General features: G+C 58.5%; 28 protein-coding genes, 1 tRNA gene and 1 pseudogene. 12 read left to right on the plus strand and 18 right to left on the minus strand.

The window, feature by feature from the left end; all coding sequences use genetic code 11:
* Positions 1 to 83: 83 nt before the first annotated feature.
* The 4 genes from AC0NID_RS13640 to AC0NID_RS13655 are packed head-to-tail and all read right to left on the minus strand — an operon-like array spanning position 84 to position 2133.
* Complete coding sequence (locus AC0NID_RS13640) at positions 84 to 476, minus strand: ubiquitination-like system serine protease family protein (protein ID WP_473454472.1); 393 nt, start codon at positions 474 to 476, stop codon at positions 84 to 86.
* Positions 473 to 1648 (minus strand): ThiF family adenylyltransferase, encoded by a 1176-nt coding sequence (locus AC0NID_RS13645; protein WP_473454473.1) that lies wholly within the window; start codon positions 1646 to 1648, stop codon positions 473 to 475. The genes AC0NID_RS13640 and AC0NID_RS13645 overlap by 4 nt, the downstream gene beginning before the upstream one ends.
* Complete coding sequence (locus AC0NID_RS13650; protein ID WP_473454474.1) at positions 1623 to 1895, minus strand: multiubiquitin domain-containing protein; 273 nt, start codon at positions 1893 to 1895, stop codon at positions 1623 to 1625. The genes AC0NID_RS13645 and AC0NID_RS13650 overlap by 26 nt, the downstream gene beginning before the upstream one ends.
* A 16-nt stretch (positions 1896 to 1911) precedes the next feature.
* The gene (locus AC0NID_RS13655; RefSeq protein WP_027170549.1) at positions 1912 to 2133 is read right to left on the minus strand and encodes a DUF2188 domain-containing protein; all 222 of its coding nucleotides are present in this window, start codon (positions 2131 to 2133) and stop codon (positions 1912 to 1914) included.
* 154 nt (positions 2134 to 2287) lie between these two features.
* Here AC0NID_RS13655 and AC0NID_RS13660 point away from each other — a divergent pair, with 154 nt between their 5' ends.
* The 4 genes and pseudogenes from AC0NID_RS13660 to AC0NID_RS13675 all read left to right on the plus strand — a co-directional run.
* The gene (locus AC0NID_RS13660) at positions 2288 to 2614 is read left to right on the plus strand and encodes a helix-turn-helix domain-containing protein (RefSeq protein ID WP_473454475.1); all 327 of its coding nucleotides are present in this window, start codon (positions 2288 to 2290) and stop codon (positions 2612 to 2614) included.
* Entirely contained in the window at positions 2611 to 3519 is a 909-nt protein-coding gene (locus AC0NID_RS13665) for an ImmA/IrrE family metallo-endopeptidase (RefSeq protein WP_473454476.1), read from the plus strand. Before AC0NID_RS13660 ends, AC0NID_RS13665 begins: the two co-directional genes overlap by 4 nt.
* A gap of 20 nt (positions 3520 to 3539) precedes the next feature.
* On the plus strand, positions 3540 to 4022 hold the full coding sequence (locus tag AC0NID_RS13670) for a hypothetical protein (RefSeq protein ID WP_473454477.1): 483 nt from the start codon (positions 3540 to 3542) through the stop codon (positions 4020 to 4022).
* 713 nt (positions 4023 to 4735) lie between these two features.
* Positions 4736 to 4988 (plus strand): annotated as a pseudogene (locus AC0NID_RS13675) (glycerol-3-phosphate acyltransferase); the annotation flags it as partial.
* Between the two features lie 189 nt (positions 4989 to 5177).
* On the opposite strand, the gene AC0NID_RS13680 reads toward AC0NID_RS13675, so the two are convergent.
* On the minus strand, positions 5178 to 6113 hold the full coding sequence (locus AC0NID_RS13680) for an ImmA/IrrE family metallo-endopeptidase (RefSeq protein ID WP_473454478.1): 936 nt from the start codon (positions 6111 to 6113) through the stop codon (positions 5178 to 5180).
* Positions 6114 to 6352: 239 nt separating this feature from the next.
* On the opposite strand from AC0NID_RS13680, the gene AC0NID_RS13685 reads away from it, so the two are divergent.
* The 4 genes from AC0NID_RS13685 (at position 6353) to AC0NID_RS13700 (ending at position 10258) form a co-directional block, all read left to right on the plus strand.
* Entirely contained in the window at positions 6353 to 6496 is a 144-nt protein-coding gene (locus AC0NID_RS13685; protein WP_155930622.1) for a hypothetical protein, read from the plus strand.
* 1586 nt (positions 6497 to 8082) lie between these two features.
* Positions 8083 to 8469: a hypothetical protein gene (locus AC0NID_RS13690; protein ID WP_473454479.1), complete on the plus strand. Its 387-nt coding sequence runs from the start codon at positions 8083 to 8085 to the stop codon at positions 8467 to 8469.
* 68 nt (positions 8470 to 8537) lie between these two features.
* Positions 8538 to 9260 carry a thermonuclease family protein gene (locus tag AC0NID_RS13695; RefSeq protein ID WP_473454636.1) on the plus strand — a complete coding sequence of 241 codons (723 nt, stop codon included), beginning with the start codon at positions 8538 to 8540 and terminating at the stop codon, positions 9258 to 9260.
* 359 nt (positions 9261 to 9619) lie between these two features.
* Positions 9620 to 10258: a hypothetical protein gene (locus tag AC0NID_RS13700; RefSeq protein WP_473454480.1), complete on the plus strand. Its 639-nt coding sequence runs from the start codon at positions 9620 to 9622 to the stop codon at positions 10256 to 10258.
* A 45-nt stretch (positions 10259 to 10303) separates the two neighbouring features.
* On the opposite strand, the gene AC0NID_RS13705 is transcribed toward AC0NID_RS13700, so the two are convergent.
* The 6 genes from AC0NID_RS13705 to AC0NID_RS13730 form a co-directional block, all read right to left on the minus strand.
* The gene (locus AC0NID_RS13705) at positions 10304 to 10693 is read right to left on the minus strand and encodes a hypothetical protein (protein ID WP_473454481.1); all 390 of its coding nucleotides are present in this window, start codon (positions 10691 to 10693) and stop codon (positions 10304 to 10306) included.
* A 210-nt stretch (positions 10694 to 10903) separates the two neighbouring features.
* Positions 10904 to 13234, minus strand: coding sequence for a hypothetical protein (locus AC0NID_RS13710; RefSeq protein WP_473454482.1), 2331 nt, complete (start codon positions 13232 to 13234; stop codon positions 10904 to 10906).
* Positions 13235 to 13251: 17 nt separating this feature from the next.
* A complete protein-coding gene (locus AC0NID_RS13715) occupies positions 13252 to 14424 on the minus strand; it encodes a hypothetical protein (protein ID WP_473454483.1) in 1173 nt (390 codons plus the stop codon).
* A gap of 92 nt (positions 14425 to 14516) precedes the next feature.
* Positions 14517 to 15455: an FAD-dependent thymidylate synthase gene (thyX, locus tag AC0NID_RS13720; protein WP_473454484.1), complete on the minus strand. Its 939-nt coding sequence runs from the start codon at positions 15453 to 15455 to the stop codon at positions 14517 to 14519.
* A 129-nt stretch (positions 15456 to 15584) separates the two neighbouring features.
* Positions 15585 to 15905 (minus strand): hypothetical protein, encoded by a 321-nt coding sequence (locus tag AC0NID_RS13725; protein WP_473454485.1) that lies wholly within the window; start codon positions 15903 to 15905, stop codon positions 15585 to 15587.
* 45 nt (positions 15906 to 15950) lie between these two features.
* Positions 15951 to 17801 carry an Eco57I restriction-modification methylase domain-containing protein gene (locus tag AC0NID_RS13730; protein WP_473454486.1) on the minus strand — a complete coding sequence of 617 codons (1851 nt, stop codon included), beginning with the start codon at positions 17799 to 17801 and terminating at the stop codon, positions 15951 to 15953.
* 65 nt (positions 17802 to 17866) lie between these two features.
* Between AC0NID_RS13730 and AC0NID_RS13735 the strand changes: the two genes are divergently transcribed.
* Positions 17867 to 18943, plus strand: coding sequence for a tetratricopeptide repeat protein (locus tag AC0NID_RS13735; RefSeq protein WP_473454487.1), 1077 nt, complete (start codon positions 17867 to 17869; stop codon positions 18941 to 18943).
* Positions 18940 to 20139 carry a tetratricopeptide repeat protein gene (locus AC0NID_RS13740; protein ID WP_473454488.1) on the plus strand — a complete coding sequence of 400 codons (1200 nt, stop codon included), beginning with the start codon at positions 18940 to 18942 and terminating at the stop codon, positions 20137 to 20139. The genes AC0NID_RS13735 and AC0NID_RS13740 overlap by 4 nt, the downstream gene beginning before the upstream one ends.
* A gap of 21 nt (positions 20140 to 20160) precedes the next feature.
* Here AC0NID_RS13740 and AC0NID_RS13745 read toward each other — a convergent pair whose 3' ends face one another.
* Positions 20161 to 21462, minus strand: a complete 1302-nt coding sequence (locus AC0NID_RS13745; protein ID WP_473454489.1) for an asparagine synthase-related protein — start codon at positions 21460 to 21462, stop codon at positions 20161 to 20163.
* 340 nt (positions 21463 to 21802) lie between these two features.
* Here AC0NID_RS13745 and AC0NID_RS13750 point away from each other — a divergent pair, with 340 nt between their 5' ends.
* Positions 21803 to 21958, plus strand: a complete 156-nt coding sequence (locus AC0NID_RS13750) for a hypothetical protein (RefSeq protein WP_473454490.1) — start codon at positions 21803 to 21805, stop codon at positions 21956 to 21958.
* A 661-nt stretch (positions 21959 to 22619) separates the two neighbouring features.
* Positions 22620 to 22775, plus strand: a complete 156-nt coding sequence (locus AC0NID_RS13755; RefSeq protein ID WP_473454491.1) for a non-canonical purine NTP pyrophosphatase — start codon at positions 22620 to 22622, stop codon at positions 22773 to 22775.
* Positions 22776 to 22806: 31 nt separating this feature from the next.
* On the opposite strand, the gene AC0NID_RS13760 is transcribed toward AC0NID_RS13755, so the two are convergent.
* The 6 genes from AC0NID_RS13760 to AC0NID_RS13785 all read right to left on the minus strand — a co-directional run bounded on the left by AC0NID_RS13760 (position 22807) and on the right by AC0NID_RS13785 (position 26172).
* Positions 22807 to 24087, minus strand: coding sequence for a tyrosine-type recombinase/integrase (locus AC0NID_RS13760; protein WP_473454492.1), 1281 nt, complete (start codon positions 24085 to 24087; stop codon positions 22807 to 22809).
* A 212-nt stretch (positions 24088 to 24299) separates the two neighbouring features.
* A tRNA-Phe gene (locus AC0NID_RS13765) sits at positions 24300 to 24375 on the minus strand.
* 197 nt (positions 24376 to 24572) lie between these two features.
* On the minus strand, positions 24573 to 24770 hold the full coding sequence (gene yacG / locus AC0NID_RS13770; protein WP_473454493.1) for a DNA gyrase inhibitor YacG: 198 nt from the start codon (positions 24768 to 24770) through the stop codon (positions 24573 to 24575).
* 30 nt (positions 24771 to 24800) lie between these two features.
* On the minus strand, positions 24801 to 25427 hold the full coding sequence (locus AC0NID_RS13775) for a Maf-like protein (RefSeq protein WP_473454494.1): 627 nt from the start codon (positions 25425 to 25427) through the stop codon (positions 24801 to 24803).
* 27 nt (positions 25428 to 25454) lie between these two features.
* Positions 25455 to 25673 carry a translation initiation factor IF-1 gene (gene infA / locus AC0NID_RS13780; protein ID WP_006200926.1) on the minus strand — a complete coding sequence of 73 codons (219 nt, stop codon included), beginning with the start codon at positions 25671 to 25673 and terminating at the stop codon, positions 25455 to 25457.
* 88 nt (positions 25674 to 25761) lie between these two features.
* Positions 25762 to 26172 carry an arsenate-mycothiol transferase ArsC gene (locus AC0NID_RS13785; RefSeq protein WP_474033444.1) on the minus strand — a complete coding sequence of 137 codons (411 nt, stop codon included), beginning with the start codon at positions 26170 to 26172 and terminating at the stop codon, positions 25762 to 25764.

The raw sequence follows: 26172 nt of genomic DNA on the forward strand, positions 1-26172 counted from the left end.
GATGAGCGTCTCGCAGCTGAGTGTGAGCAGGCAGGATGGCCATAGGTTTACCGTAGTCCTTGACGGCTGACTGATGGCAACGGCTAGCCCAGGCCAATCCATCCGAGAACCGTCTTCCACACCCGAATCCACCACCTCGGCCTGCGATAGTGGGCTTCGCGGCGACGGTGGTCGTGTTGCAAGGCGGTCACGGTCTGGGCAGCGCTCATGGAAGGCGCCCAATGAATCTTTCCGTCGGTGATGATGTAGTGAGACCGGCAGGGCAGCTGTCCGTTGCCGATTGACGGCCAGACGGTAGGCTTTCCATTGCGCTCCCTGACACTCCACCCGGCTGGCCCGAGGGAAATCGGGACCTTGCTGCCGCAACCGCAGGCGCACAGGTGCACGGCGATCTTGTACTCGTCAGAGACGTACAAAACACCGGCCTCCGGCTGCGCGGGGACGTAGCGGACCTTCTCGAGGCGGAGTTCCGTCACTCGACGGGCTCCGCAAACAGGTGTGGCATGACGGTGTTCATCAACAAATGATAGGCCGGCACCGCGTGCGCGTAAAACCCGCAGTGCTGCTTGTAGCGCAACATGGCGATGCTGGCGTTGAGCGCGTTGAGTTCGGCGATCTGGATGTTGAGCCGATACTCGTCGCCCGGCGGATCGGTGAGGGGCACCAGCCCCTTGCCGCGGACTTCGGCGGCGTTTTCAGGCAGGAAAGTGGTCGTTCGGACCATGCCGGCGAGTGCACCGTTTTGACGGACCAGCCCCATTCCGACATCGATGAAAGGAATGCCCAGGCGCATGAGGAGGTCGAAGATTTCCGCCCGTGCGGTACCCTTGTCGACGCAGACGAACGCGAAGGTTACGCCTGCGAAGTCCGCCTCGCAGTCGCCGTCGATGGCTTTGGCCTCGAAATGCAGTCCCTTGCGGAAATTCTCGTAGCGCTGCCGGTAGACCTCGGCCTTCGGCTTGTCGAGCTCGTCCTGCAGCAGCCGCCCGGGCGAGCGGAACGCATTGTGAACGTGGAAGGGCTTTGGATCGAAGCCCCTTATTTCAAGCACATTGGTCTTCACGAGGAAGTCCAATACATAAGCGCCGGTGCCACCCAGGCCGATGACGGCGACCACTTCATTGGCGAACTTCGCGGCAAGGTCCCCGATCAGCGCGCGGCTGGTCAGGGTATCGCGGAAAAGGAAAACACTTTCGGGGCCGGCATCTTCGTCGACGTTGAACGTGAAGGGGTTGGCGTCAGGGTATTTGTGGATGGCGGGCCCCGAGAGGATCGACAGGTAGTGCTCGATCTTGACGAAGAAGTCGGGCAGCCCGCCCGCCGGCTTGTTGGAGAACGACCGCTGCACCACCACATCGTTCTTGGCCAGCGTCACGGTGGCCGCACCGCCGCCGAGCATAGGTATCGGCTTGCCGTCCAGGCCATACGGCACGCCGCCGGCAAAGAAGACCTGATGGTCCTCAGGCCGAACCCGAGTGCCGTCAACGTCTTTGATGACGCTGACAATCGCGCCCCAGCATAGATTTCCCTCGGCGTCGAGGTACGGGATGTCCCTGACGACAAGGTAATCGCTGTCGAGCCGGAGCGCGTAGCCCCGGTCGATCAGCTTTTGGATGTCGGCATTATGACTCGCTAGTTGGAATAACATGGAACTCCATCTCGTCCTTCGCCTTGACCGAGCCGCCGGGCGCCAAAGTGCCTTCCTTGGGCTTTTCGCCGCGGGTGTAGGTCACAGAGTAGACCGTCTGCGGATGCTGCGGGTAGGTCGGGTCGAAATACGTCACTACTTCCGCGTAGGTCAGGTCGTGGTTCTTCGGCACCTGGTGCGCGGTGCCGTTCACCACGACGGTGATGGTCTTGTCGTGATCGTCCTTCTTGGCGGCGGTGTCAGTCATTGCGTGCTTCCTTTTGTTAGCCCTTGGGAGGGTAGGGGTCGTTGCCGTACGAGTTGGAGTCGCGGATCTGACCATTGGGGCGGTGGATCACGACTTCGCTGTGTTGATTGATCGCGATGTCCCGGGCCGAAGAGATGGCGTCGGCCTGAGAGGGGTGAAGGGAAGTTGCACGGCTGTTGCCGGCGCCGAGCACCGCCCATTGTCCGTCACGAGGTACCACATGCTGATTTTTGCCCATGAAAGTCTCCGTTAAGGCCTGTTTGCTACAAACTCGTACAACTATATCTTACGGCAAGGCTTGCGTCAATGTCCACGGTATGATGTTGTAATGCCTTATCAGACGGCGTGCCGCGCAAGCGTGCGCGCCGCTATGACTCGTGGAGAAGGACTGAATGGTAGAATTGGCCGTCAAACTGAAGCAGCTGCGCGTGAGGAACGCGAAATCCTTGCAGGAGGTCGCTGATGCGGTGGGGGCTTCCAAGGCGCATATCTGGGACCTCGAGCGCGGCGCGAGCAAGAACCCGTCGCTGGGTTTGCTGAAAGGCCTTGCCGACTATTACAAGATTGGCGTGGCTGAATTGGTGGGTGAAGATCCGACGGCTCCAGAGGAAGAGCCTGACCTGATTGCCCTTTATCGCAACCTCAGCGAACTGAAGCCTGAGGACCGCGAGACCATAGCGCTCATTGCCGAGCGGCTGAAAGCGAGCCGAAAATCATGAACATCACGCGGATGGATCTTGCCGACGCGGGTAGCCCCGAGCGCCTCGTTCTCGAGATCCTGAAGCTCGAGCCGCAGCTGCCGATTCCGGTGCCGATCGAGGAATTGTGCCTGAGACTGGACATCCACGAAATCGTGCCGCTCACGACGCAAGGCTATGAAGGCGGGCTTATCACCACGCCCGACAAGTTCAACGGATCGATTCTTTACAACGAGGCAAGCCCACCGGAGCGGCGGCGCTTCACCATCGCCCACGAGCTTGGGCATTTTCTCATCCCGTCCCATGTACCCTCGGCGGAAGGCCGCTTCTTGTGTAGGTTGCAGGACATGCGCGAGCTGAAAGGCGGGGAGTCGGACCGGCGCCTGAAAATGGAGGTCGAGGCCAATCGCTTTGCCTCGCAGCTCCTGATGCCGCCCCCCAAGTTCCGAATGGATGTCGCGGTCGGCAAAGACCCTGACATCCGCCAACTGTCGTCGATCGCCAAGAAGTACGACGTCAGCAAGGAGGCGGCCGGCCGCGCGTACGTCAGATTTCGCGAGGAACCTGTCGCCATCGTGGTGACACAGAATGGCAAGGTGTTGCGCGACTATCGCGACACGCTCAAGTTTCCCCGACTTGCAATCCCGACCGGAGCCATGGTTCCTGCACACTCGCTGCTGCATCGCCGGAAGCATGAGATGGGCGTGCCCAGTGAAATCGACGAGACTGACGCCGGCGTGTGGCTCCCTGTCGAAAGGGGTCGCCAACTCGCGCCGCTCTATGAGCAAGTCCTTCTGCAACGGCAAGGTTACGCGCTCATCATGTTGTCGCGGGACGCGGTCGCCGCCGATGAGGAAGATGTTGACGAGGAAGCCGAAATGACGTCGGCAGAACGGCTCAAACGCCGCCTGTTTTCCGACCGGTGAGGACGGGGCAGGGGGCTGGTTTGAGCGCGGAGCATTCGGTCGTTTCTTTCTTTGAGGGTAAGGCGCATGGCCCCATTGAGCTCGCCGACACGGTTGTTGCTATCCATCTTGAAGGCAAGCCTTGTGAGTTCAGGGATGTTTCGCTGAGGCTGGATGACCACCTTGACCTCCAGCTGAGATGGACAGGACCTCTCAGGCCGGGGGTTGTTAGGATTGATCAGGATCTCAAGGTCACCTTCGAGGGTGGGACGACGGCCGAGTTCCTGATGCTTTCCCATAAATATCACTTTGTAGGGCACGAAGAATTCTCGGCGACGTCGCGATTCTCGCCTTTGGATCTCGCCGGGAAATCCAAGGGATTGGCGGAAGCGAGGCCGACGCCTCTTTCCCTGTTCGACCTGGTCGGGCAGCCGTACAAAACCTGGCGCCGCCGTGGGTCTGCGGGAGTTGCCAGTGCCGAAGCCGAAATGGTTTCCTCATGCTTTGGCAAACGATCCATTTAGTGGACTTGCCGATGGTCGTTCACCATACACAGCCTCGATGCCCGTCTTCCGAATAGCCAGACCGACGGCTTTCTCTATCTCCCAAACCACCAGCCGCAATCGCTCCATGGTTCGCGCAGTCCTACGCGGCCCGTCCTTGTCAAGCTTGTAGTCGTATCGGATCTGCGTGTATTCGTTCGCGACCGTGCGGGAGCGGATGAAGTCTTCTACCTCGCTCGGCATCTCCAACCCGAGGTGTCTTCCTGTCCAGCATGTCCAAGAAATGATGCTGATAGCCCCGGATGTCAGCCGGTGATTTGCCTTGGAGAAGGAGGAAGCTTCGCAGGTAGTGCTCTAACGCTTGAAAGTAGAGGAATCTGCGAGGATGATCGGAAATGCTCGGCCGAATTTGGGGGGAGACCAGGCAAGAGCATCAGCGTTCGCCCGATACGTTTGGGCGAAATGAAAGACGCCGAACGGCGTCATTCCCGATCCATATACCTTCGGCTTTTTGGCTGCGCCGTCTCCCATGGTCAGCGAAGATGCCGCCTTCGGTCGCGGAGGGCACAATTTCAGCAATCGCTAACGGAAGGTGAGGGATAGGCACTCGCGGAGGCCACGCAACGGGCACCGCGTTTTTGCTGACGTAGGCAGACACATGTTTGAGAAGCTTGCAGCGGAGCTGAAGGCGGTTGCCGAACAAGAGCATCTGCGTGCTTGTTTGGGGCCGACACGTCCTGGTCGATGTGCTGAAAGGTGCGGCGGCGATTGTCTTTGCCCGGTGGCTTTATCCACTGACTCTATACATTGCCGTTCGTCACGCCACCCACAGAGCTTGATCTGCAAAGCTGGGTGCCTTGGGCTGCCTGCCTAGCCGGACTTGCCGTCTTGTTGGGGCATAGCCGTTCGGTCTGGTTGAATTTTGCGGGCGGCAAATCCGCTGCGACGGGGCTTGGCGTGTTGCTGGCGATGTCTTGGCCAATAGGTCACTCTGGGCGATTGTAGATGATGCACATGAGAGGGTGGAGTAGGCGGTGAGATTCGCTTTGGAGGCGGACAAGCAGCCATTCCGGCAGAAATGGCTCGTTGCCGAGGGGATGACGCGCTCGTCTAAGCGTATCTGCGAATCTGAACCTTGTTGAACCACGCGCCGCTGGCGGTCGACGGGTGGCATCGTTAGGGTTTGGCGAGACTCACTTTCTTTCCAATATGATCGCGCCATAAGCCGAGCCGCTTTATTCGATATTCAACAAGTTCCGGTGAGGTCCCGAAGAAGGATGCGATCTCGGGGGCACTTTTGCCATCCGAGACCATACGCTTGATCGCGTCTCGTGGAAGCAAAGTTGCCGATGCCAAGAAATAAGCGTCGTGCTCTTCAGCGCTATCATATGTTCGACCGAAGCAGCCAGCAATCTTAGCTATCTTGGTTAGCTTGTGCCCGGCAAGAATATGCCAATACTCCTCAAGTAGCGTCACTCTTTGTCTCTCAACGGTATGGTAGTCGTTTAAAAAGACAACCCAGCTATCCTGATCGGAATTCAAGGGAACGCTCATAGCGGACCACTCGCCGCGCGACGGTCCAGCAAGCGTGTTTTTTGCCTTTCCGGAAATACAGGAGGATTCCCGCAATCGTTCTACCGTAACAGAATCAACAACCAAATAAAATGGATCCAGCGGATCGCTTTTCTTCAACCCTAACTCTTTTCGGAAATCTTCGGCCGTCTGCTCTAGCTCCTCCTTAGACATGGCGATAACTTCAGCATCTATTGGCGCGCTGCTCGGTTCTGATATATCACCCTTAGTGTAGTGCTGACGAAGACACACGGCTGCGTGCAGTAGGGTTTGCACAGTCCCGGAGGACGCGTTTTTGCCAGCGCGGAAGTGGACGAATGCCACCCGATCAAAGCCAAGCTCGTGTTCATCGGCATCAGGGCCGAGCCACTCGAGCAGCCTAATTTTGGAATTGTTGTCGGGCGATCCGTCGCCCCGCTCGATGCGGGCCAGCGTGGAGAAGCTGATCCCCACAATCCCCGATAATGCCCTTATACTAAGACCTTCGCGTTCCCGCTTCTCGCGGACCACCCCGACGAGCTTTTCTTCGAATTCGTTCATGTTCACCATTGTGCGATCAGCACACCTTGACACACTCCGCTCCAGAATGCATCCTGTGCTGATGACACAGACTCGCACATCGGCAAGCAAAATGGAAGTGTTGTTGACCGACGATGCGCGGGCTGAGTTACAGCGGATTGGCGACGGTTTGGACGCGCGCCAGCCCGTGGGGGTAAGGGACCGGGGAATCGTAATTCTCGGCCCACAGCCCACATCACCGACTGTCCAGGAGAAAAGTAATGAGCAACAGCAAGGAGCGGGAGGACCCACAGCCCGATCACGGCAAGGGTCCACCCGACGGCAAAGGTCGTCCGATCGATCACGGGCGCCCCGTGCCGGATCACGGATCGTCGGCCTCGCCGGCAACTACGCCGGGCAGCTAGAGAATGTGCAACGGGCATACCCCGGAGCAACCCTCCTCCCCGATGACCATGGAGCATGGCTTCTCGCTCGCAGCCAAGTCATAGATGGCTTAGCGCGAGAAGCCATATTCCTTATTGCCTTGCCAGAAACACCAGCGGTCGAGCCGCGTGGATGGGCGTTCTGGAAGCAAGATGGGCAGGTCGAATGGATCGGCCCGCGACATACCAATTTCCCTGACGGCTCGGTCTGCGCTTATCACCCCATGCTCGACAAAGCTTGGTCGCCAGGTGGTAATTTGTGCACGTTGCTCGACCTTTATAGCGTATGGGCGCTTCGTCACCTTCATTTGGTGGTGTTTGATCGGTGGCCGGGACGCCAGTATGCGATGCCTGATGAACTGGGCCAATCTGATCCCTATTATCGGCTAACTCAGTTTAAGGAGGCCGAGCTTTGCAGCTGCGGATCAAATCGGCGCTATGGCGAATGCTGCCGGCCGCATGACCTGAAACTGCCCTTTCTGTCAATTCTGCACGCCTTCAAAAGGCGTAATCTCGGTCTCGGCATCCTTGATCGAGCGCCCCCCGCCGAAATTCCAGCGTTGATCGCCCAAGGAGGACAAAAACCTCCACCTTCCATGTTAGAGGTTCACTCTACTCTGCGGGCGCATGTCGCGGACGTCAGCCGGAATCCGTAGCTCTACATCCCGTAAGAGATGCACGATCGGGTCAGAGGGGGAAGCATGCCGCTCCTGACGAAATCCCCAATGCCAGGTGCCGACGACTTCCGAGCCCTCGAACCAAGTCGAAAAGTTCAGCTTCGGAAAATGCAGCACGCAGGCCGCCCACCTTATTTATCTCAATCGTGGTCGCCTGGACCCTTTGCCCATGGGGTCCAGCCCTTGCATAGCCGTTGCGCCAATTCGCTGTTTCGCATCTTCATTCCTACGGAATGATGGATAAAATAACGGGGTATATCCGTCGTAATAGGGAAGTCTACGAACTGCCAACAGGTGGAATTTGGCAGAATTTACCAGATTTGTTTATCACTCTTGCACCAAATTCAACTTTAGGAGATGCTAACTCGGCCTTGGGAGGGCTGGGGGATGAGAATAAAAGCATTTGTGGCACTTGGTGCCACGGCAGCGCTGGGCGGCTGCCAAACAAGCAATCAAGCTGACTACATGCAAATAGGCTACGGGCCTAGTTTCGACGTCGCCCACGCTCAATGCGAAATGCAAGGGGTCGGTTGACCAAGGCTATATTGCTATCGGGTCCCCGGGCTTTGTTGCGGGGGCCGGAATCGGCAATGCCCTCGGCAACTTGGCTGCCGAAGACCAGTATATGAAGAACTGCCTCATCCTAAGCGGGTGGAAGCGTGCCCCGCATGGCCAGAGTGCCACGGCAGCTCCAGCCGTTGCTGGTGGCGCGCCACCGACACGCTATGGGATCCAGCGCGCACCTGGCAGCTGGATCAATACGGCGCTGCTGGACTGGTCAGACGCGAATAACAAGTGCGTCGCCGGCGACAAGGCCGCGTGTGAGACTCGAGCGAAGCTTGGTGCGCAACTGAGAGCCGCCGGCATAAAGCCGGCGCCGGTCTAGGGGCCATGCAGCGGAACCTGGCGATCTGCCTTGGCATCGTTCTGGCAATGAGCGGCTGCGCAGCGGACTATCTCAATCACTACGACAGCGTGACGCTCTCTGCCGGCGACGCCAATCGCGCCAATAGCCTCGCCCAGACAGTCGACCCGTTCAACCCGAACAGTCAGAACACGCATATAGAGGGCGACGGCCAGCGAACAGCTGGAGTCATCCAGGCCTTTCGCGGAATCCCGCTGACACCGCCAGGCCAAGGTGCGCGCCAAGGTGGCGGCGGGGACTCTGGCAATCATCCATGCGATCTGCGCAATGGGGTTGACAGCCTAGGCCGGGCTTGCGGTGAACGTGCCGCCGAAGCGAAACCGGGCGGCCGCACCGGACATGAGGCGAACTAGCAATGCTGCGTAGAATGCGATCGCCTCGCCGGAGGCCACTTGGCGTGGTGCAAAGGCGCCTGATCTTGGTGACGGTGGCCGCGGCTGGCGCTCTGGCTGCGCAAACGGCCATGCAACACAGCGACCGCATACCCGAGTTCCATCTGCCGAACTGGACGAGCGCGGGCCTGGCGACGATTGCCGGCGTGGCATCCGTCATCGACGGCGACACGATCGAAATCCACGGACAGCGCATCCGCTTCAACGGCATCGACGCGCCGGAGAGCCAGCAGCTTTGTAAAAATGCGAGCGGGGCCGACTATCCCTGCGGCCGGCGATCGGCACAGGCGCTTGACACCTTCCTGGCCGTGTCGGAGCCAGTGCAATGCACATTCGTGACCTGGGATCGCTATCACCGCTTTGTCGGCGACTGCCAGCGCGCCGATGGCGCCAGCGTGGGCGCCTGGATGGTCGAGCACGGCCAGGCGATCGACTGGCCCCGCTACAGCCATGGTGCCTATGCAGCGCAGCAGGGGAAGGCGGAAGCGGCGAAGGTCGGGCTGTGGGTCGGAAAGTTCCAAGCGCCGTGGGAATGGCGCGCGGGGTATGGAGACAATGCCCAACCGGCGGTGAGCCAACCGCTCGGCACCATCAGCCGTCAACAGGTAGCGCAAAGCTACTCATGCCAGCCGCGGCGGAAATGCTCGCAAATCAGCTCGTGCGACGAGGCTCAATGGTATCTCAGTAATTGCCCGTGGGGCGGCAAGCTCGACCGGGATGGCGACGGGCAGGCGTGCGAAACCTTATGCTAGGAATGGCGACGATGACAGCAAGACTAATTGGACTGGCTGTGGCTTTGTGCCTGCCCTTTCAGATGGTTGCGCTTGCGGCGGGAGAACCGACTGTGGTCTCCTGCAAGTTTGAGCACCTGCCTCCGATGCTGCTAACGTTCCGTGGCGGGATGGGAGCTAACGACAATACCCTGCAAGTCGGACAAAACCCGCCCGTTCCGTTAAGCGTCGGATCAAGTTTGATGGTTGCCGAAATAGGGGCACAGGAGCTGACGTTTTCCCTTCGAATGCCCACCTCTGTTTCAATAGCCGCGCCTGGGAATGACGTCATCACATACTACGGAGACTGCATTAGCTCCCTACAACCGCGAGGATAACCGGTGCGGCTACTTCTAAGGGCTGATGGAGCCGAGCGGCGCAACTGGCTGGATTTATTCTCGGCTCCGTTCGACCCTTCCGTTGAGGTGCTTAGTCAGGACGGGCAAGAGCATCTTGTTTTGAAGGTCGCCCGGTTGGGCGCTAGTTCCACGCCCCGAGAAGCCTATGACGCTGGTAAGTTGGCCGTCAGGGAAATGAATGCCATCGTGGCCGGAATCGTTGGCAAATCAAATGTGACGTTGACCGGAACGGTTCGCTCATTCGGGGACCGATTATTAGTAGATTTCATCATGGAGACCGAGACCGCGCATTTTAGATTTGGCGCCGGGGCGGCCAGGTTTCAGATCCTTGACCAGCATGGTGAGCCGATCGTCGAGGAAGCGGCACCATCGATCGCGCAAGAGAGATACAAAGCCGCTGCCGCCCAACCTATTCTTGCTGAAGCGTTGGCCTATTCAGCGTGCGAGTGTCTCCTGGCGGCAGGCGTCAAACTCGATAGCGGAATGAAGGAGGTCAAACAGACCGCTAACGCCTTTCGCCATAGAGCCAACGGCAGTTCCCGGTTGCCCCCAAATCCGCCAAGCCTCCTCGACGCCGTGAGGCGAACGAGAGCCTGCATAAACCGGGAGTTGGACCGCTAGGGAAGACCTGTCAGCGTATGACGACAGCGCCCCTTAGACGATTGACTACGGACGCCGCCGTCGACGCGCAAAGCAGCGCCACTTGTCGCCGAAGCCTGCTCCGAGCAGACATAGACGACCAAACCACGCCGAGCTTACCGCCAGCCAACTGCCCATCCAGGAAGGGTCGCCATCAACCCGCATCTGACCCCATGCGACGAAAATGGTCGATCGATGCCGAATATGCCGGATCGCCACTACGCAGACTGTTAGTGTCTGCGCAGCCGCGACCGTGATCTCAATAGTGATATCGCCTCGCTCGCCAGGACGAACGCCAACCCTGAACGACGGTTCTCCATCGACGATGTCGAAGCGAATGCCTTGAACTGCACCCTTGGAAAGTTCGACACCGTCCATGTAGCGTTCGACAAATGACACATTCAGCTCAGCCGGCAAAACGGTCCGCCTCGTGCGTGCAGTTTTGATACTCGGCTGGGCTGGCCATCGATTTTCCTTGGCTCGGGGGCCTGCCCTGCAAGGAGGCAAAGCCGACGCCGCGGGACAAAAAACCAATCCTGTCCCCGCAACCAATTGTTGCCGATCGCGCTGTGTGGTCGGCCCTCGTTACATCGCGAGTGAACAAAGCCATCCTGTCGAAGTGGTTGATCAGGGCTTTCTGTCCGGCAATCTGACGAGGCTCAGAAGCTCCGCGGCAGTCTGGCTCGTCATTGAGTGGATTGCCTGGTCGTCGATATGGGCCTTGCCGAGGGCGTCGGCAAGCACCAGTTCCAGGGAGAGATTAGATTCGTCCGTCTCTCCTTTCGAGAGGATATCGCCGATCATTTCTGAACGCTTCTGCTCACTCTCCCGGCGTGTGTAGGTGAGCTCTTCCCAAGAGGCACCGCGCAAGAATGAAGCGCGAATGACCGTGTCAGTGTATGTCGTGCGCAGATACTCCTCGGCGGCCAGGACCGTCGCGACGGGATGGCGACGTGGTCCCAGTCGTGGTTTTCCGCCTGACGGTTGGACCCTCAGTTGCTGCAGGGCGGCGGTCACAGCTGCAAAGATTTCGGCTTGGCTGCTGTTCTCCGGCGCGAAAATTGATCCCGAATAGAGTTTGATCGCACTCGTGCCAGAATCAAGAAAAAGATTATCCTGCAATCCGGCGTCTTGGTTGGCTAGCACCACTTGTCTGCTGCGAATTTCAGAGGGTAAGCTCCTCCCTTTATACAACAAATTTTGGTAACACAGCGCCTCTTGACACCAAGGGCACCGATCTTCCCGCCAATTTGGAAGCGTTACTTCCAATATAGACGAAATCGTGTTCGAGGCATGGTGCGCCCTGTCCTGGGGTGACCGGAACGAAAGTTTCTTCTGGAATTCCTGCCAGATTGACGGGTTCTCAGGCCGTGCCAAGCCTACAAGATAGTGCAGCCTGGCCGAGACGGCGAACTGCCGCAACCTGGTTTGATATCCGGTCATACGCGCGCCTGTGATGAAACAGTCGTCTAGGGTCAGAATGGAGGATGCCGCCGGTATCTCGACCAGCATCTCCCGGACAGCTTGGTCACTCTCAGCTAGCGGCCCTTCCGTGCTCAGGCTGAGGTTTGTATGTGAGATGGCCTGTGGCCGGGTGCCATGTAGCTCTTCGATAATCTCGCACGCCATTTGGGACATTTGCTGGGCAGCGGCGTGTTTCGGTGTCAAGACAATCGACGGCGGTGGCGTGAGCGCGCGGATGGCTTCGCGGAACCTGTCCCGGAAGGGCTGCAGCGCAAAGAGCTTCTCCGTGTCGATGTGAATGGCGTGATGTCTCGTAGCCCCGTCCGTTGGCTGGTCCCGATGGGCGGAGATAATCTTGTGACCGCCGACCAGGTCGACAAACGAGCGGAACGGATCTGCCTGCGGTTTTCGTATCGAGTGGGCAATGTCTGCGTATGTGAGCGGAAAATATATCCGCTCGTCGATTCGGATGGAGGACCTATCCTTGACATCGCTGTCGCCCAAAGGGGCAAAATCTTCATCTCGTGACAGGTCGCAAAGGGCCTGCAGATCCCCAGTATTCCCCAACTGAAAGAGGGCGACGAACTCGAGTTCGATGGGGATGCCGGAAAGATCGACTTGTTCACGGAGCACACTTACCAAAGAGCCGGTATGGGTGACGCTGACGATGCAGGTGACTTTCAGTGGTTCCTCAAGCGTCCCCGCGTGGGTGTCGCCGCTCAATCTGCCAAGAATCTCCGTCAGCGCGGCCTGCCGTTCATTGCTCATATCCTGATATTGGCTGAGCATCTCTACCGGAACTGGTTTTTGCGCTCGGATCGAGGCAAGTACCCTGCTGACATTGAATGCGACAGACGAAAGCGACCAGGTGTCGACCAGAATGGCTTTGCAATCTCGCAGGAATGGCAACAGCCAGAAGGTGACGGCGTCTGTCGCATGGCGGGAGTATTGAATGTTGCCGACCCTCAAGAACGACTTCGCAGCTCGATGCGAGGGATTGATGTAGTAGGTGTTTTCCATGGGCGGCAGGAGCGCGCGGGAGGCGTCAATCATGAACCGCATCTCTGCGGTCCTAACGTCTTCCAGGACATCGGTTCGGCGCAGGTGAAGTTGCACCAGTTCGGGCACTGTCGTCTCGGGATTTATGTTGGCAGACAGCGTCGGTTGATAACCATCGGCGTACAGAACGAATATCGGAAGGCCTGCGAACCGGGCAAACGGAGCGGCCGGCTCGTGGAAAGCAATAGAAAGCGCGTTGAGAAATGCGCTGTCGCCCGTCTCCCCGCCGCGAAGCGCTTCTTCCAGGTCGTGACCGGAAAAAATATCGCGCACGTCCGGCCGCAAAATCAATCCGCTGGCTTGAAGTCTCTCTGCCAAATAGCCGTTGTAGACTTGGTCCAACAGATCTTCGATAGATCGCTCACTCGAGAACTGGACAACCAGTACAGAAATCGAGGGTTCTTCCCGTTCAAGCCTGACACTGAACACGTGCATGATGGCGTAGCCGGCGATTAGGATTGCTGCCAGAGGATCTGCCAGTGCGTGCCGGCTACCCGCGAATATGTCTTGCCCGAAAGATCGCGCAGTTTCGTCTCGGCGTTGTCACCGGCAAATGATGCCGTCAGCCAAAACTCCGCTGTCCGCAATGAAACGAAAGCACTCATTTGCTTGGCGGCTGTAAGAGCTTTCTGAATACCAAGCCCTGCAGAAGGGTCGCCGCTTTTCGAGCTCAGGCGGTCGTAAATCAGTCCGTCGAGCAGCTCGCGTCGCTCAAGTCGCAGGTTACGACCCGCGGCGGAGGCGGCGAATGCGTCGACAATGCCCAAGCCGAAATCCGATACCGAGGCTTCGATCAGCGTGGGAAATTTCTCCGCGCTCACGCTGCGCTCAACGTGCTGAGTCAGTTCGGAGAAGGCAGCGCATCGTTCAAGTAACTGTTGCTTGCTGTTTGCGGTGTGCTTCTTCAGACGCATCAAACGCGTGCCCGGCATCGTCCGCCCGTGGGCGTCGCGCGATCCATGCTCGTGACCGTTTTGATGCAGTTCAGTGAGAAACTTGCCTAGGTTTCCGGCGGCCCCCTTGGCGACAGGTTCGATCCTGCGGCGTAGAGCGCCGATTTCCAGACGGCGTCGAAACTTCAGGATAAGTTGCTCGAATATCCGGTTGCGAGCAATCGGTAGTACTGAGGCGAAACCGTGCCCGCCTCTAAGGATGGGCGCAATGCTATAATCGGGATCGAACTCGACCAGCATTTGCGCGGCGCCACTGTTGGGGTCGACCAGCCCCTTGTTTTCGATCGCGAAATGCTGCCGAGCTGCTGAAAGATCGACTTTATCGCCATTCTCCGGTCCAATTGTTGCAGCCATAGCCAGTCCCACCAAAAAAGTGGGGCTGGTGGCGAAGGCTGTCGCCAAATCGATCTTGTTCTGAACGCCCCAGGCGGTAAGGCGAGCTGGGCTTGTCCTGCATAACGTCCCGAATGCGATCGCAGCCCAAATGTCGGCGAGAACGCTTGGTTCGATCTTGCCAGGTAGCTTCACCTCGACATTATCGTGCATGGTCATAACGAGGCCGGCAAATTCAGTTATGAACTGCTCGATGTCGTGAACGCTGCTCTCGCGCCGGATCTGCAACCGCAGCGGTTGGCTTGAAGAAGCGCTGGCAGATTGGCTTTTTGAGGTCACCTTCGAACATCCCTATGGTTTCGCAAAACGAACTCTGCGCCGAAACCCTTCGAGGCCGCCAGGGCCGGGGCAAGATCAGACACGTTAGAGATTCAGCTAGTTTGCAATTTCGCGACGAATTCGTCCCATTCACGCTTTGACATTTTGGTATCGATCTGTTGGACCTTTTCGCCAGCAAGCATTCGACGCAGGGCCTTTAGGGCTTCGCCGGAGAAGCTTGCTGCTTCCAGTCGATGCTCGCGGAAAGCTTCGTAGGAAACGGGCACCCATTTTTGCATGATACCGAGGATGACCTCGGCATAGGCGCGAATTTCGTACTGCGCATGCGGATCCGCACGCAAGCGAAGAAAGTTCATCAGATTGTGGAGGTCAATCTTCCAATACCATTGGGTGTAGAAATTGAGTGTGAGATTCATTCGCGCCAATTCCCGTGCCAGGCCTTGATAGCCCTCGTCCAAGCGTTCGTCGTTCTCGCTTTGGTTGAGCAAAATCAAGTAGTGATCATAGTTGCGCTCGGCGTCCTCAGTCAGAATCCGCAAGACCCTTTCTGCTTCCGCAGGGCTGACGATCTCACCGCGGCCCTGCCGGTTCTGAGCCGACTGCGAGGCAAGATGCTCGGGAGCGGGCACATAGAACTCACGGTCGAGAATCGAATATCGGGCAGAGTATTCGTTTACATTTGCCATGCGATGTCGAATCCATTGGCGTGCCACGAAGATCGGCATCTTTACGTGAAACTTGATTTCCGCCATCTCGAATGGGGTCGTGTGCCAATGCCGCAAAAGATAATGAATGAGGTTCCTGTCTTCGGAAGACTTCTTTGTTCCGCGCCCATAAGAAACCCTTGCCGCCTGCACGACTGAGGCATCGTCGCCCATATAGTCGACAACCCGCACGAAACCGTGGTCGAGCACGGGGATCGCTTTGTATAAAATCCCCTCAAGGCCCGCAGACACGGGACGTGCGGTCGAACCCTTGCCCTCGCGCAGGCGCTCGATTTCGGCTGCCTGTTCGTCTGAAAGTCTGCTCATCTCTCTTCCTTAGCTGGCCTGCCAGATGCCGCACTTGTAACTTGGTGGCGAGCGGAATTGAAGCGTGCTAGGTGGCCGCGAACGTGGTTGGACCGGCTATGTTCGCGCCTCCGTCCTTCCTGAGCGGATTCATTTTGGACGAGCAGGCGCATCATCACCAGGCGCCTGATTTGCTTTCTTCCGTCTCTTGTTATCGCTGGCAACCGCTTGCCATGACCGGCTGAACTTGTCTTTTAACGCGGCTACTGCCTCTGCAATCGTCTTTTCACGATCATAACCCATCTGCTCGTAGAGAGCTGGGTGGTTTAGAAAATCGTTCGCACGGTCGATTGCCTTTTGGTATTTGCCCAGCGAACGCAGTTTGGCAGTAAGCCGTATGGCGCGTTCCCAGTCATCTTCGGCCATTGCTTGGCGGACCTGGGCAAGTTTTGTATCGGGAGCAAGGGCCATCAAGTTTCACCGGACATTGACGATCGGCTTCACCCTACCACAAGCCTAAAACGATCGCGCCGCTGAAATGGTCCTCAGGCGAGTTCGCTCGGATGCTGAAACTTCGTAGAGATCGAAGACCAACTCGTCCAGTTTGCGGCGCAGCTCTCCCCCATCCTCATCTCCTTGGGATATGATCGCGCCCGATGGAGCAGGCCACGACACCGCCGGCTCCCGCAAGCGTAGAAAGTGGGTGCGCAGATCGCTTGCGCATTGCCCGATCTCGTTCCACAGATCGAGTTCGACGGGGATCTCAAGATCCTTCAGCACTGAGATTTTGATGGAATGGTTACAGTCGCGGCTCTTGTACCACGCATTGGCGAAGGAGGAATTTAGCAGGCCGGAAATAAAGTGTGCATGGCCGGGATCGAAGGGCACAAACATCGCTGCGGTGCTGCAGGCCAATTCGCCCGGTTGCCCCGTGGCTGCAACTAGCCGCTGCGCCAATGAAACGCAACGTACGGTCTGGAAGAAGATCTTGGAATCGGGCAGAAACTGAACCGGTGGTGGTCTGTCGAACACTGCCGCACCTTCCCCAAACCCAACTGCTGATCTTGTATCGACGTGGAACGGCGCGAGGTCGCGGGCGCTGACACCGGTAAAAGGCGCGTCGGTCGTTTTGCCTCGCTTAGTGCTGTATTTTGCGCCTGATGAAAACGAGCCCAGCTCTGGCAGCGGCGTGCGATCGCGAACGGGCGCCGCTGCGAAAGGCGCAACCAGCGCTGGGCTATGTATGAAGGCGGCGCGCGGGTTGCCCTCCCAGTCTCGGCTTGGATTGACAGTGTAAGCAATGGCCGAGGGCGCCGTCTCAACCAATGATCGATATATCTCGATCAGCGCTTTCGAAGCGATCGCTGTCGTGGCTGCTTTTTTGCGCAGGATCATGACGACTGGCGCTATGCTGCGATATTCTACGAATGCGTTCCTTGGATAGGTTGCAAGGTAGACCGGATCATAGCGCTCCAGAAGAAATCGCCGAACGCCAGACGCACTGTCGTTGTAAAGAAATGCGCTTGGCAGGACCATCGCCAGTATCCCGCCGGCGCGCAGTATGGCGTCGGCCCTCAGGATGAAGGCGAGGTAGACGTCGAAGCGGGCGCTGAGCAAGGGACCATAGGCCGCCGCCAACAGCTTCCCGTCTGTGGGGTGCAGCGTCTTCCAGGGCGGGTTGCCGATGACGGCGTCGACATCGATATCGACAAGCTCTTCCGTGCGGCTCAAGACACTTTCTTGGATCGACGATCGGAAGCAAAAATCCCTGCTTGTCAGCAAGCTTTGCGCGTTTCGCAAGATCGTCCGGTTAAGACCGACCGCTTCCGGATCCCGGTCGAAGGCTTGGAAGCGGACAAAGGGCCGTCCACGCTGCCCAAAGGCCGCGAGAGCAAAGTGGCCAGCCTCAGCCGACAGGTCCACTACGTGGAGATGCGCCTGGCCAGCCGGCCGGAGCTCGGAAAACACCCGGCCGACAAGATTATCGGCGATGTGATCCGGTGTTGAATAGGTTCCGCAATCCTTCCTGCGAGCTCGGTGCACTATGGTGCCCTTGTTTCCGATTTCGCCAAGCGTGGCGCTCGACCCGAGCAGGCGCTCGCTCAAGTGCAAGACGATTTCGCATTGCACGAGCCACAGGGGCTTGTCCGGACGCATCCTGGCGGATGCGCCAGTCAGACTTGCCAATCGCAGCGCAAAGTTTTTGGGAAGCGAATTTGGCCTTTGTGCCAGTGCATCGAAACAGAGCTGGGCGAACACCGAAAGGCTATCGGAGCCTGCCGTATTTTTTTCCGAGTAGGCGAGGTCAACAGCCTTGAGCGCCGCTTTGGCGTGCTTATGATGCCGATAGGAAAGTCTGGCTGACACGAAGCATTTTTGTTGTTTATTTAACGGGACTTGCTCAGGCTGTATCTAGGAGATCGCTGATCGCGATGGCAAGAAGAAACCAGCATTTTTTACTCATTTTGTTGATATGCGGCCACTTTCAGCATCCTGTTCGGGGGCTGGCCGCAGAAGCTGTGCCCGTCGTGACAGACAAACGCGCGATGGAAATGCGCCAGCTTTCCCTTGCTGAGACCTTTTTGCGGGCGCAGCAATGGGACAAGGCAATTGAGGCCTTCACCGGTGCGGCCGCCGCAACAAGCGATGACGTTGCTAAAGCCAGCCGCGATGGTCTCTCGCAAGCGCTTGCTGGAAAGAAGAAAGCTTTTGACCAGGACGCGGCCGATACAGCGTCTCACAAGCTCGACTTGGGGCAGACGCTTCTGAAAGCAGGCGACTGGGATAAGGCAGTGGAAGCGTTTGAGAGCGCTGCCGGCGCGCAAGATGGCGTAGTCGCCACGAGCGCGCGCGAAGGGATTTCTGCGGCCGTTCGCCAGAAGGAAGCAGCACCTCTGGGCATTAGGGCTTTTTTGTCGGCTCCCTTCAACAGATGGTGGCCGATCGACTACTTGGTCTACGCGATATCTTTCGTAGCGCTGCTCATTGGCCTGGGCCTCATCTGGAGAGGCTGGCTAGGCCCTTTCATTGAAGGTGTGTTCGCCTTCTTTTTCAAGCGCACTAACGACTGGAAGGTCTCTGTGACCGGGAACGCCGAAGAGGCTTTGCGAAATTCGGTCTTCGACGAGTTTGTTGTCACGATGCGCGAACTGCGCCGCTATCAGCAAGATGGCACGGCTTTGTCGGCGGTCGGCACCAGCCAGGCTCGATTCTTCACACCGCTGTCTTTGAGTGACCTCGCCGGGCCTGATCTCAAGGTGCAGGGCATTGATATCAGCCGCTTGGCGGCGATTATGCAAGCCGTGCGTGACCACTACAGCTTTCAGTTCGAGCTGCGCGTTGAAACGCTCGAAAAGCGCGCTTACGTGTATGCCCTGCTCAGCTGGGGTGGACGTACCGAGAAAGTTTGGCAGATCCCGGCTCTCGCCGACCGGACGATATTCGGCTATCGTGAGATAGGCCAGAAATTGGCATACGCCGTGTATGGAGACAGCTTGGTCCGGGAATGAACACATTTGCGCTCTCGCCGCAGCTTTCGGCCTCCGATGAGTTGAAGCTCTCAGATAGCTATTCTGCCGGCTTGTTTGTCGAGGCCATGCAACTGATGCGACGCTATGAGGAGACATCATCGCGCGAGGTGCTCCTGCGTGCGCGCGAGGTGCTTCGGCGCTGCCTCGCGGTCAGCCCGCGGGACGCGCTTCCCAGGTTCTATCTTGGGATCACGCAATCGGCCCTCGGCGACATGGATCAGAAAGAGGCGATCCCTGTTTTCAAGCGGTTCATGAAAAGCAAGGTTTTTCCATTGAAGGCGGCCGCGACCTACAATTTGGCGGCAGCCTATGTCGAGACATACGATTCGAGACTTTATAGCGAGGGTATCGAGCTTCTCGATGGTCTGCTGAAAGAGCTGAAGGCGAACGGAGTTCCGGTCGGACAGAGCGAGTTCATTCACGGTTTGCGTGAGCGGTCCGGCGATCGTCGCATTCGCGTCGAACAGCTTTTTTACCAGGCTGAGGAGACGCGCGACTATATGCACATCCATCTGCATGTTTGGCGTCCCCGCTGGGATAGTCACGTCCGCCAGATCGAGACCGCCGCAGAACATGCTTTGGAGCAGCTTGAAAAACGGCGCGTCCTTCTCGAGAAGCATGAACGTTTCCTCGGCCGCCAGCATGCCGAGATATGGGCTTGGCACTGGAACAATGCCGGGAGCGTTCACGAATCCCTAGCTGCCATCGCGCGCCGAACGAAAGACAAGACCCGAGCTCGCGATGAGGCGGCCAAGGCGGAGAAGGCCTTCAACGACGCGCTGGATGCAGACCCGAGCTTCGCCTCGTCGCGCCCCAACCTCGGGCGCCTTACCTTCGAAATCCAGGCCGACTTCGGCAAGGCGATCGAGATCTTCAAAGAATCAGCTTCGGGAGTCGAAGACGCAGCCTATACCCACTTCTGTCTCGGTCAGGTTTACACCGCCGAGCGCAAGAAGATCCCGGCCATGAGCCATTTCGCGAAGGCCCAGGGCATCCTCAAGAAAGAGAATATCGCTATAGGCGACTGGGCGGACGTGCGACGCTACGTGGCAAAGCAACTGCAAAAGTGGCGCCAACCGGAGCCGGCCATCCAATTGCTGAAGCAGCTTGCGAAGGAAAATCCTGCGGATCAGGATCTCCGTAGACAGATCGACGACCTAGAGAGAGGCGGTTAGAGCCGCGGACCAAATTGATCGCTACGGATCAAGCTTTGAAAACACGGACCGTTGCAGGTGGGTGGCGCCTTTTTCTTTGAACAGCGCCCTGTAGAGAGCGAGGAAGCGCTCGCGATCGACGCCGGTCAAGCGCGCCATCGCCTCCTTCACCCCTGAGACGTCGCGCGACACATGTTTCCTCCTGTTTGCGATCTCTCCCGGCAGGTCAGCCTCGAATGCTTTTCGCAAGGCTGGTTTCATCAAGCGCTGGGCATCGACGCGCATACTGAGGGGCAAGCTCGCGCCAAGCTGGGCAACATCGAAATTCAGGTAGGGATCGATGAGATCGATATCAAAATAGGCGAAAATCCTGCGCATTGCCGCGTGGTCTGCAGGAGCGCCGACCGCGAGGTCATGCTGCAGCCTCTTCAAGAGTTCCTCACCCTGGTAATATCGCAGATGCATTGGCAGGCATCCAAAGACATCATCCGCAGCTTCGCCGACCACGGCCGTGGTTACCCCTCGTGAACGCAGCTCTCTTGCCACCTGAATATAGACGACCGCATCGTCGATAAACGTTCCTCGTCTCGTCTCGCTAAGCAGCACCGCCGCTTCGATATCACGCTGAAGCTGTCTTTCATCCAATTCGAGGATGACGTGATCGAGCCCGCAATGCTGCGCAACCCGCACCGCAGCTTCGACATCGTCCTTCAAGTGCCGTGTCGCAGGCGGCTGAACCAAAACCCATGTCAGCGCGCGGAAGCCTTTTTTCGCGCACAGAACGGCAAGTGCGGCACTATCAATTCCGCCGCTCAACAACAGCACACTACCCGGCGGAAGCTCGTTAACCGCCGCACCCAATGCCGCCTTCAGCAACCGTGCAGCATCTTTGACCGTATCGGGCCCCTGGCCCTCAAAGAGATTCTCATGCTTCTCGTCAAAAGGACTACTGGTCGCAAGGTTGATTGAAATTTCCGTGCCAGGCGCAAGCAATCTCGGTGCTGGCGACAATCCACCATCCAACTGAGCCCAAAGCCGCAAATGCGTTGTGACAATGCAATTGCCGTGCGGTGCAATGTAGAGAGAGCTTGAACCCGGCCATCGTTGGTAGACCGTAACGTGCTTGGCGGTCAGATTCCATCTGAGGACCTCTGGCGATCCCGCAGCTAACGGATTGAGAAAGTGGAGCGATGATGCGGAGGGGGCCTGGACAACGTCAATCGCGCCGTTGTCTTTCCAAATAAGCCGGCAGCAATCAACCACAGCTTCTCTAACCGTCCCAGGCCCTTCGAGTAGTGGGGTGATAGCTTTCTCACGATAGAGAACAAACTGCGCTTCTGTCATGCGGAGGCCTTTCGGATGCGATGTCGGTTAACCCGGCCCGGTGCAGGAGTCAGGCCAAGTCTACTTGGGTTCGAAAATTGGGAGTGGCATCAAAAGCTTGTTCTCAGCCCATGTTTTGCTTTCAACAGGGTAGCTTGGTGATGATCTCGAACCAACCCCCGCGCACTGCATCATAATTGCCGGTTCCGGTCGGCCCGCTAAAGCTCGCGTCGCGAGCCAAAAAGCGGAGGGCCAGATTAGGCAAGGCACGCGGCTCTGGTTCCACGGCGCGGCGTATACGGTTACGATCGACCCGTCAGGGGATAGAGACCATTCTGGTAGCAGCACTCCCGCGCGCCTCTTGACCAAAACCCTGAACAACGTACGCACATTCCCTCACAAGGAAGTCGGTGGCTACTTCGCGGCTGTCATCCTGCGCAACAGAGTCCTCGTCGAGATCGCGCTCTATCAGCGCGGTGAGATTGCCGGTTACCAGCTCCCGAAGGCTCAGGATTAAAGATCGTCGGACCGCCCGCCGTTCGCCCCTCGCCCTGAGTTGACCTGCAACTTCCGCCGCGCCAGCCGCCCGGTCGGCGATGAGGAACAGGAGCGTCGCCGAAATTGAAGATCCGATAGATAGCATCACTCGAAACAACAGTCGGCCGGTCGGATGCGGCTTCCGACCATTCACGCGCCCGCCGATAGCCGAAGTGAGCCAGTGCTTTTGACGTCGAAAACACAAAGGCCGGCACTGCATGTTCGCTTTTTGTGCTTAGAAAGTCGCATAAGAAGGCAGACTGTAACTGCCGGGCAGATGACCGTTGACGGCAATAGATAGCGAGTCATGGCACCCAATCGTAGGTGAGCCGCATTCATGATCAGGCCGGGCCGCAAGATGCTCAGTTCCGGCCCCGATCTCGAAATCGCGACTGAAGCCGAACTTGCTGGCATCTGCGCGCGGGCAAACAATGCGCTGAGAAGGCTTGGCTCTGGCTAGGCATTGTTCTTTGAGGCCGCGCGCATCGAAGCGCTGGGCTATCCGAACTCGCATTTTCCCGACGCTGCCTCATGGCTAGTCGATGAAGAACGGCGCGGCGCTTTCGAAGGCAAAGTCGCGCATTACGAGAGCAGCTATCATCTAATCTTGCTGTTCATGCCGTCGCCGGACAGCCAAGCGCGTGCGGAAAGCGCGCTCGTCGACTCGCATCACTCCGAAGGCGAGACAGACTCATACGTTCGTAGGTGAGACGATGGGGACTATCGCTCGCGCGCCTCGGGGATCGCGGGAGTTCTACTGGGACGTCCTTTTCTGCCCGACGATGGTGGCGGGATGACCTACGCCCATTTGGTCGTCCGGTTAGAGATTCATCTCGGTGTTGGTATGCCGTCGCTGTGTGGGTTCAAAGCGGACGGTCGCGATGGCGTATGACCGGCAGGCTTGCCACGTCGCCCGATCGAGATCACTAGCGCGCTTTTGCTCTCGAGTTCATCCAAATAATCTGCCCACCACTGCATCATCTTGACACGCTCTTCCCAATGCTCAGCCCGGGCGTAGGCACGACGAACGTCGTTGTTTTCGAGGTGGGCCAGTTGCCGCTCTATGGCATCCGGATGCCAATTTCCGCATTCGTTTAGCAGAGTTGATGCCGTTGCTCGAAAACCGTGCGCGGTAGCTTCTTCTTTGCCATAGCCCATACGGCGAAGGGCGGCGTTAAGCGTGTTGTCGGAAATCGGACGCGAACCCGATCGAACACTAGGAAACAACAGCGATCCACCACTAGAGATTTCTGTAAGCGAGGTCAGGACGCTGACCGCCTGCCTGGAAAGAGGTACACGGTGCGGCCGTCGCATCTTCATGCGTCCTTCAGGGATGCTCCACACCGACCTTTCGAAATCGAACTCGTCCCATCCAGCCGCGCGCAGCTCGCCGGGGCGGGGAAACAGCAGGGCCATCAGCCTTAGGGCGGCTCGGGTTGTAGGCTGTCCGTCAAATGCATTGATCGCCCTCAGCAAGCCTCCCAAGGCCTTAGGATCAGTAACCGCGGCACGCGGCGTGACCGTCGGACCAACGAGTGCGCCCCTCAGGGCGATCGTCGGATCTACATCGGCGCGCGCGGTTGCGATTGCATATCGAAACACACTGCCGATGGTGGAGCGCAGTCGCCTGGCCGACTCGTATCGACCGCGAACCTCCACACTCCGGAGAGCGGCAAGAATTGTGGCCGGATCGATCTCCCGAACGCTTTTGTCCCCAAACGTTGGATACGCAAAGTCGAGCAACCATTTGACCTTGGTGATGGTCCGGTCGGCACGTCCCTCCTTCTTCAGCTTGTCGACATAGTCCTCGGCGATTGAGCGAAAGGTGTTCTCCGCCGAAGCCTTTTGCGACTTACGCTCCTGTGCGGGGTCGATGCCCCGTAGGAGGAGACGTTTGGCGGTATCGCGCGCCTCGCGGGCCTCAGCGAGTGAGATGAGAGGATAGCTGCCCAACGCAAGAAGCTTCTGCTTGCCGCCAAAACGATAGGCGAGGCGCCACAGGCGAGATCCGGTAGGCTGCACCCAAAGCTGGAGCCCGCCACCGTCAGACAATTTCACGAGCTTGGAAACGGGTCGGGCATTTCGGCATTTTACGTCGGAAAGGGCCATTTTCGGGACCTCCATTTGGCTGCATCGATACCATCAGGATCTCCAATACCAGCGAAAATACCAGCCCCCCGCCTCGTTGGACCAACTGCGCCGAAATTCCACAAAACCCGACCATTTGCGCTTTACGCGCCGAAATCAGTAAGGATTTCAGTCGATTGCCGAGACAGAAGCGTTGAAGCTTCGGCGAAAGAGACCGTCGAGAGAAGAGGGGATGGTGCCCAGAGGCGGATTCGAACCACCGACACGCGGATTTTCAGTCCGCTGCTCTACCAACTGAGCTATCTGGGCCTGTTCCGGCACGCGCGCGATTCCGCACACCGGATTTCACGAAAGCGCCGCAGGCGCCCCTTGAAAGCGCGTGGGTTATAGCACGGGAATTCGGCCTGTCCAGCGCTTAAGCGTTGATTTCAGGCGAGAAACGAGCAGTTGCCCGGCAGGTTGATTCATCGGGCTCGGTCGAGGCCGGCAGGCCGCCCGGAACGGCCTCATTTGGGAGGGTCATTGTCCGTTTCGTCCTCGTCGTCACGCCCCGGAATGACATAGGCGCCCTTGAGCCAGCGGTTGAGGTCGATGTCTTTGCAGCGCGCCGAGCAGAATGGATAGGTCTCGCGCGCCGACGGCTTGCCGCATTCGGGGCAGGGCCGCTTGGGGCGCAGCGGCGTGACCTTGTCGTCAGGACTCATGGTTGCCCTGTATTCATGGCCGCACCGAGCTCATTGCCGAGCTGACAGCCAGTTGGCGTGCACCTTGAACCCCTCGCCGGTCAGAAGCGCCACCGTCTCGTAGAGCGGCAGGCCCACGACGTTGGTGTAGGAGCCGACAAGCTTGACGACGAAGGCGCCGGCGAGGCCCTGGACGGCATAGCCGCCGGCCTTGCCGCGCCATTCTCCCGAGGCCACATAGGCATCGATATCGGCGCGCGGCAGCCGCTTGAAACGCACCCTGGTTTCGACCAGCCGCTGGCGCAGCTTGCCCCCCGGCGTGATCAAGCAGATGCCGGAATAGACTCGGTGCGAACGCCCGGACAGCAGGCCGAGGCAATTGGCGACGTCGTCGAACGTTTCGGCCTTGGGCAGGATGCGTCGGCCGACGGCGACCACCGTGTCGGCGGCCAGCACGAAGCTGGGCGCATAATCGTCTTCGCTCTGTAGCGAGGCCAGCGCCTTCTCGGCCTTTTCCTTCGACAGCCGCTTGGCCAGCGAGCGCGGATGCTCGGCGCGCATCGGCGTCTCGTCGACACCGGCCGGCAGCACGCGGTCGGGCTCGATGCCGGCCTGCTGCAGGAGTTCGATCCGGCGCGGCGAACCCGAGGCAAGCACGAGCTTCTGCAAACTGCTCATCGCGATCCCGGCCGAACTCTGACGATCTTACTTGAAACGGTAGGTGATGCGGCCCTTGGTCAGGTCGTAGGGTGTCATCTCGACCAGGACCTTGTCGCCGGTCAGCACGCGGATGCGGTTCTTGCGCATGCGGCCGGCCGTGTGGGCGATGATCTCGTGCTCGTTTTCAAGCTTCACCCTGAACATCGCGTTGGGCAACAATTCCGTGACGACACCCGGAAACTCGAGGACTTCTTCCTTCGGCATTCGATACCTTTGCTTGGATGGGGATTCCCAGCGCCTCGGCCGGAATTTGGGCGGAACCTATATGATAATCGTCCGCTTGTGAACATGCTTAATCAGCGCCGCTTTTTGCCTCCGGCGCTGCAAAACGGCCGCCGATCCGCGCCTTCAGCCGTTCGCGCACCTCACGATAGGCGGCCATGATCTGCTCCCGCGTGCCGACGACATCAGTCGGATCCGGCATCGGCCAGTATTCGACATCGACGGCGAGCGAGCGGGTAAGCTCGAGCGCGGTGTGATGGGCTTCCGGCGACAGTGTGACGATCAGGTCGAAATAGTCGTCCTCGAGATCGTCCAGCGTCCTCGGGTGGCGCTCGCCGAGCGACAGGCCTTCCTCGGCCAGCACGGCATCGACGAACGGGTCGCGTTCGCCGCCGCGTACCCCGGCCGATGCCACGAAAGTCGTCGCCGGAAGCGACCGGCGCGCCAGTAACTCGGCCATCGGCGAGCGCACGGCGTTCAT

Source organism: Mesorhizobium sp. WSM4821, assembly GCF_055901555.1.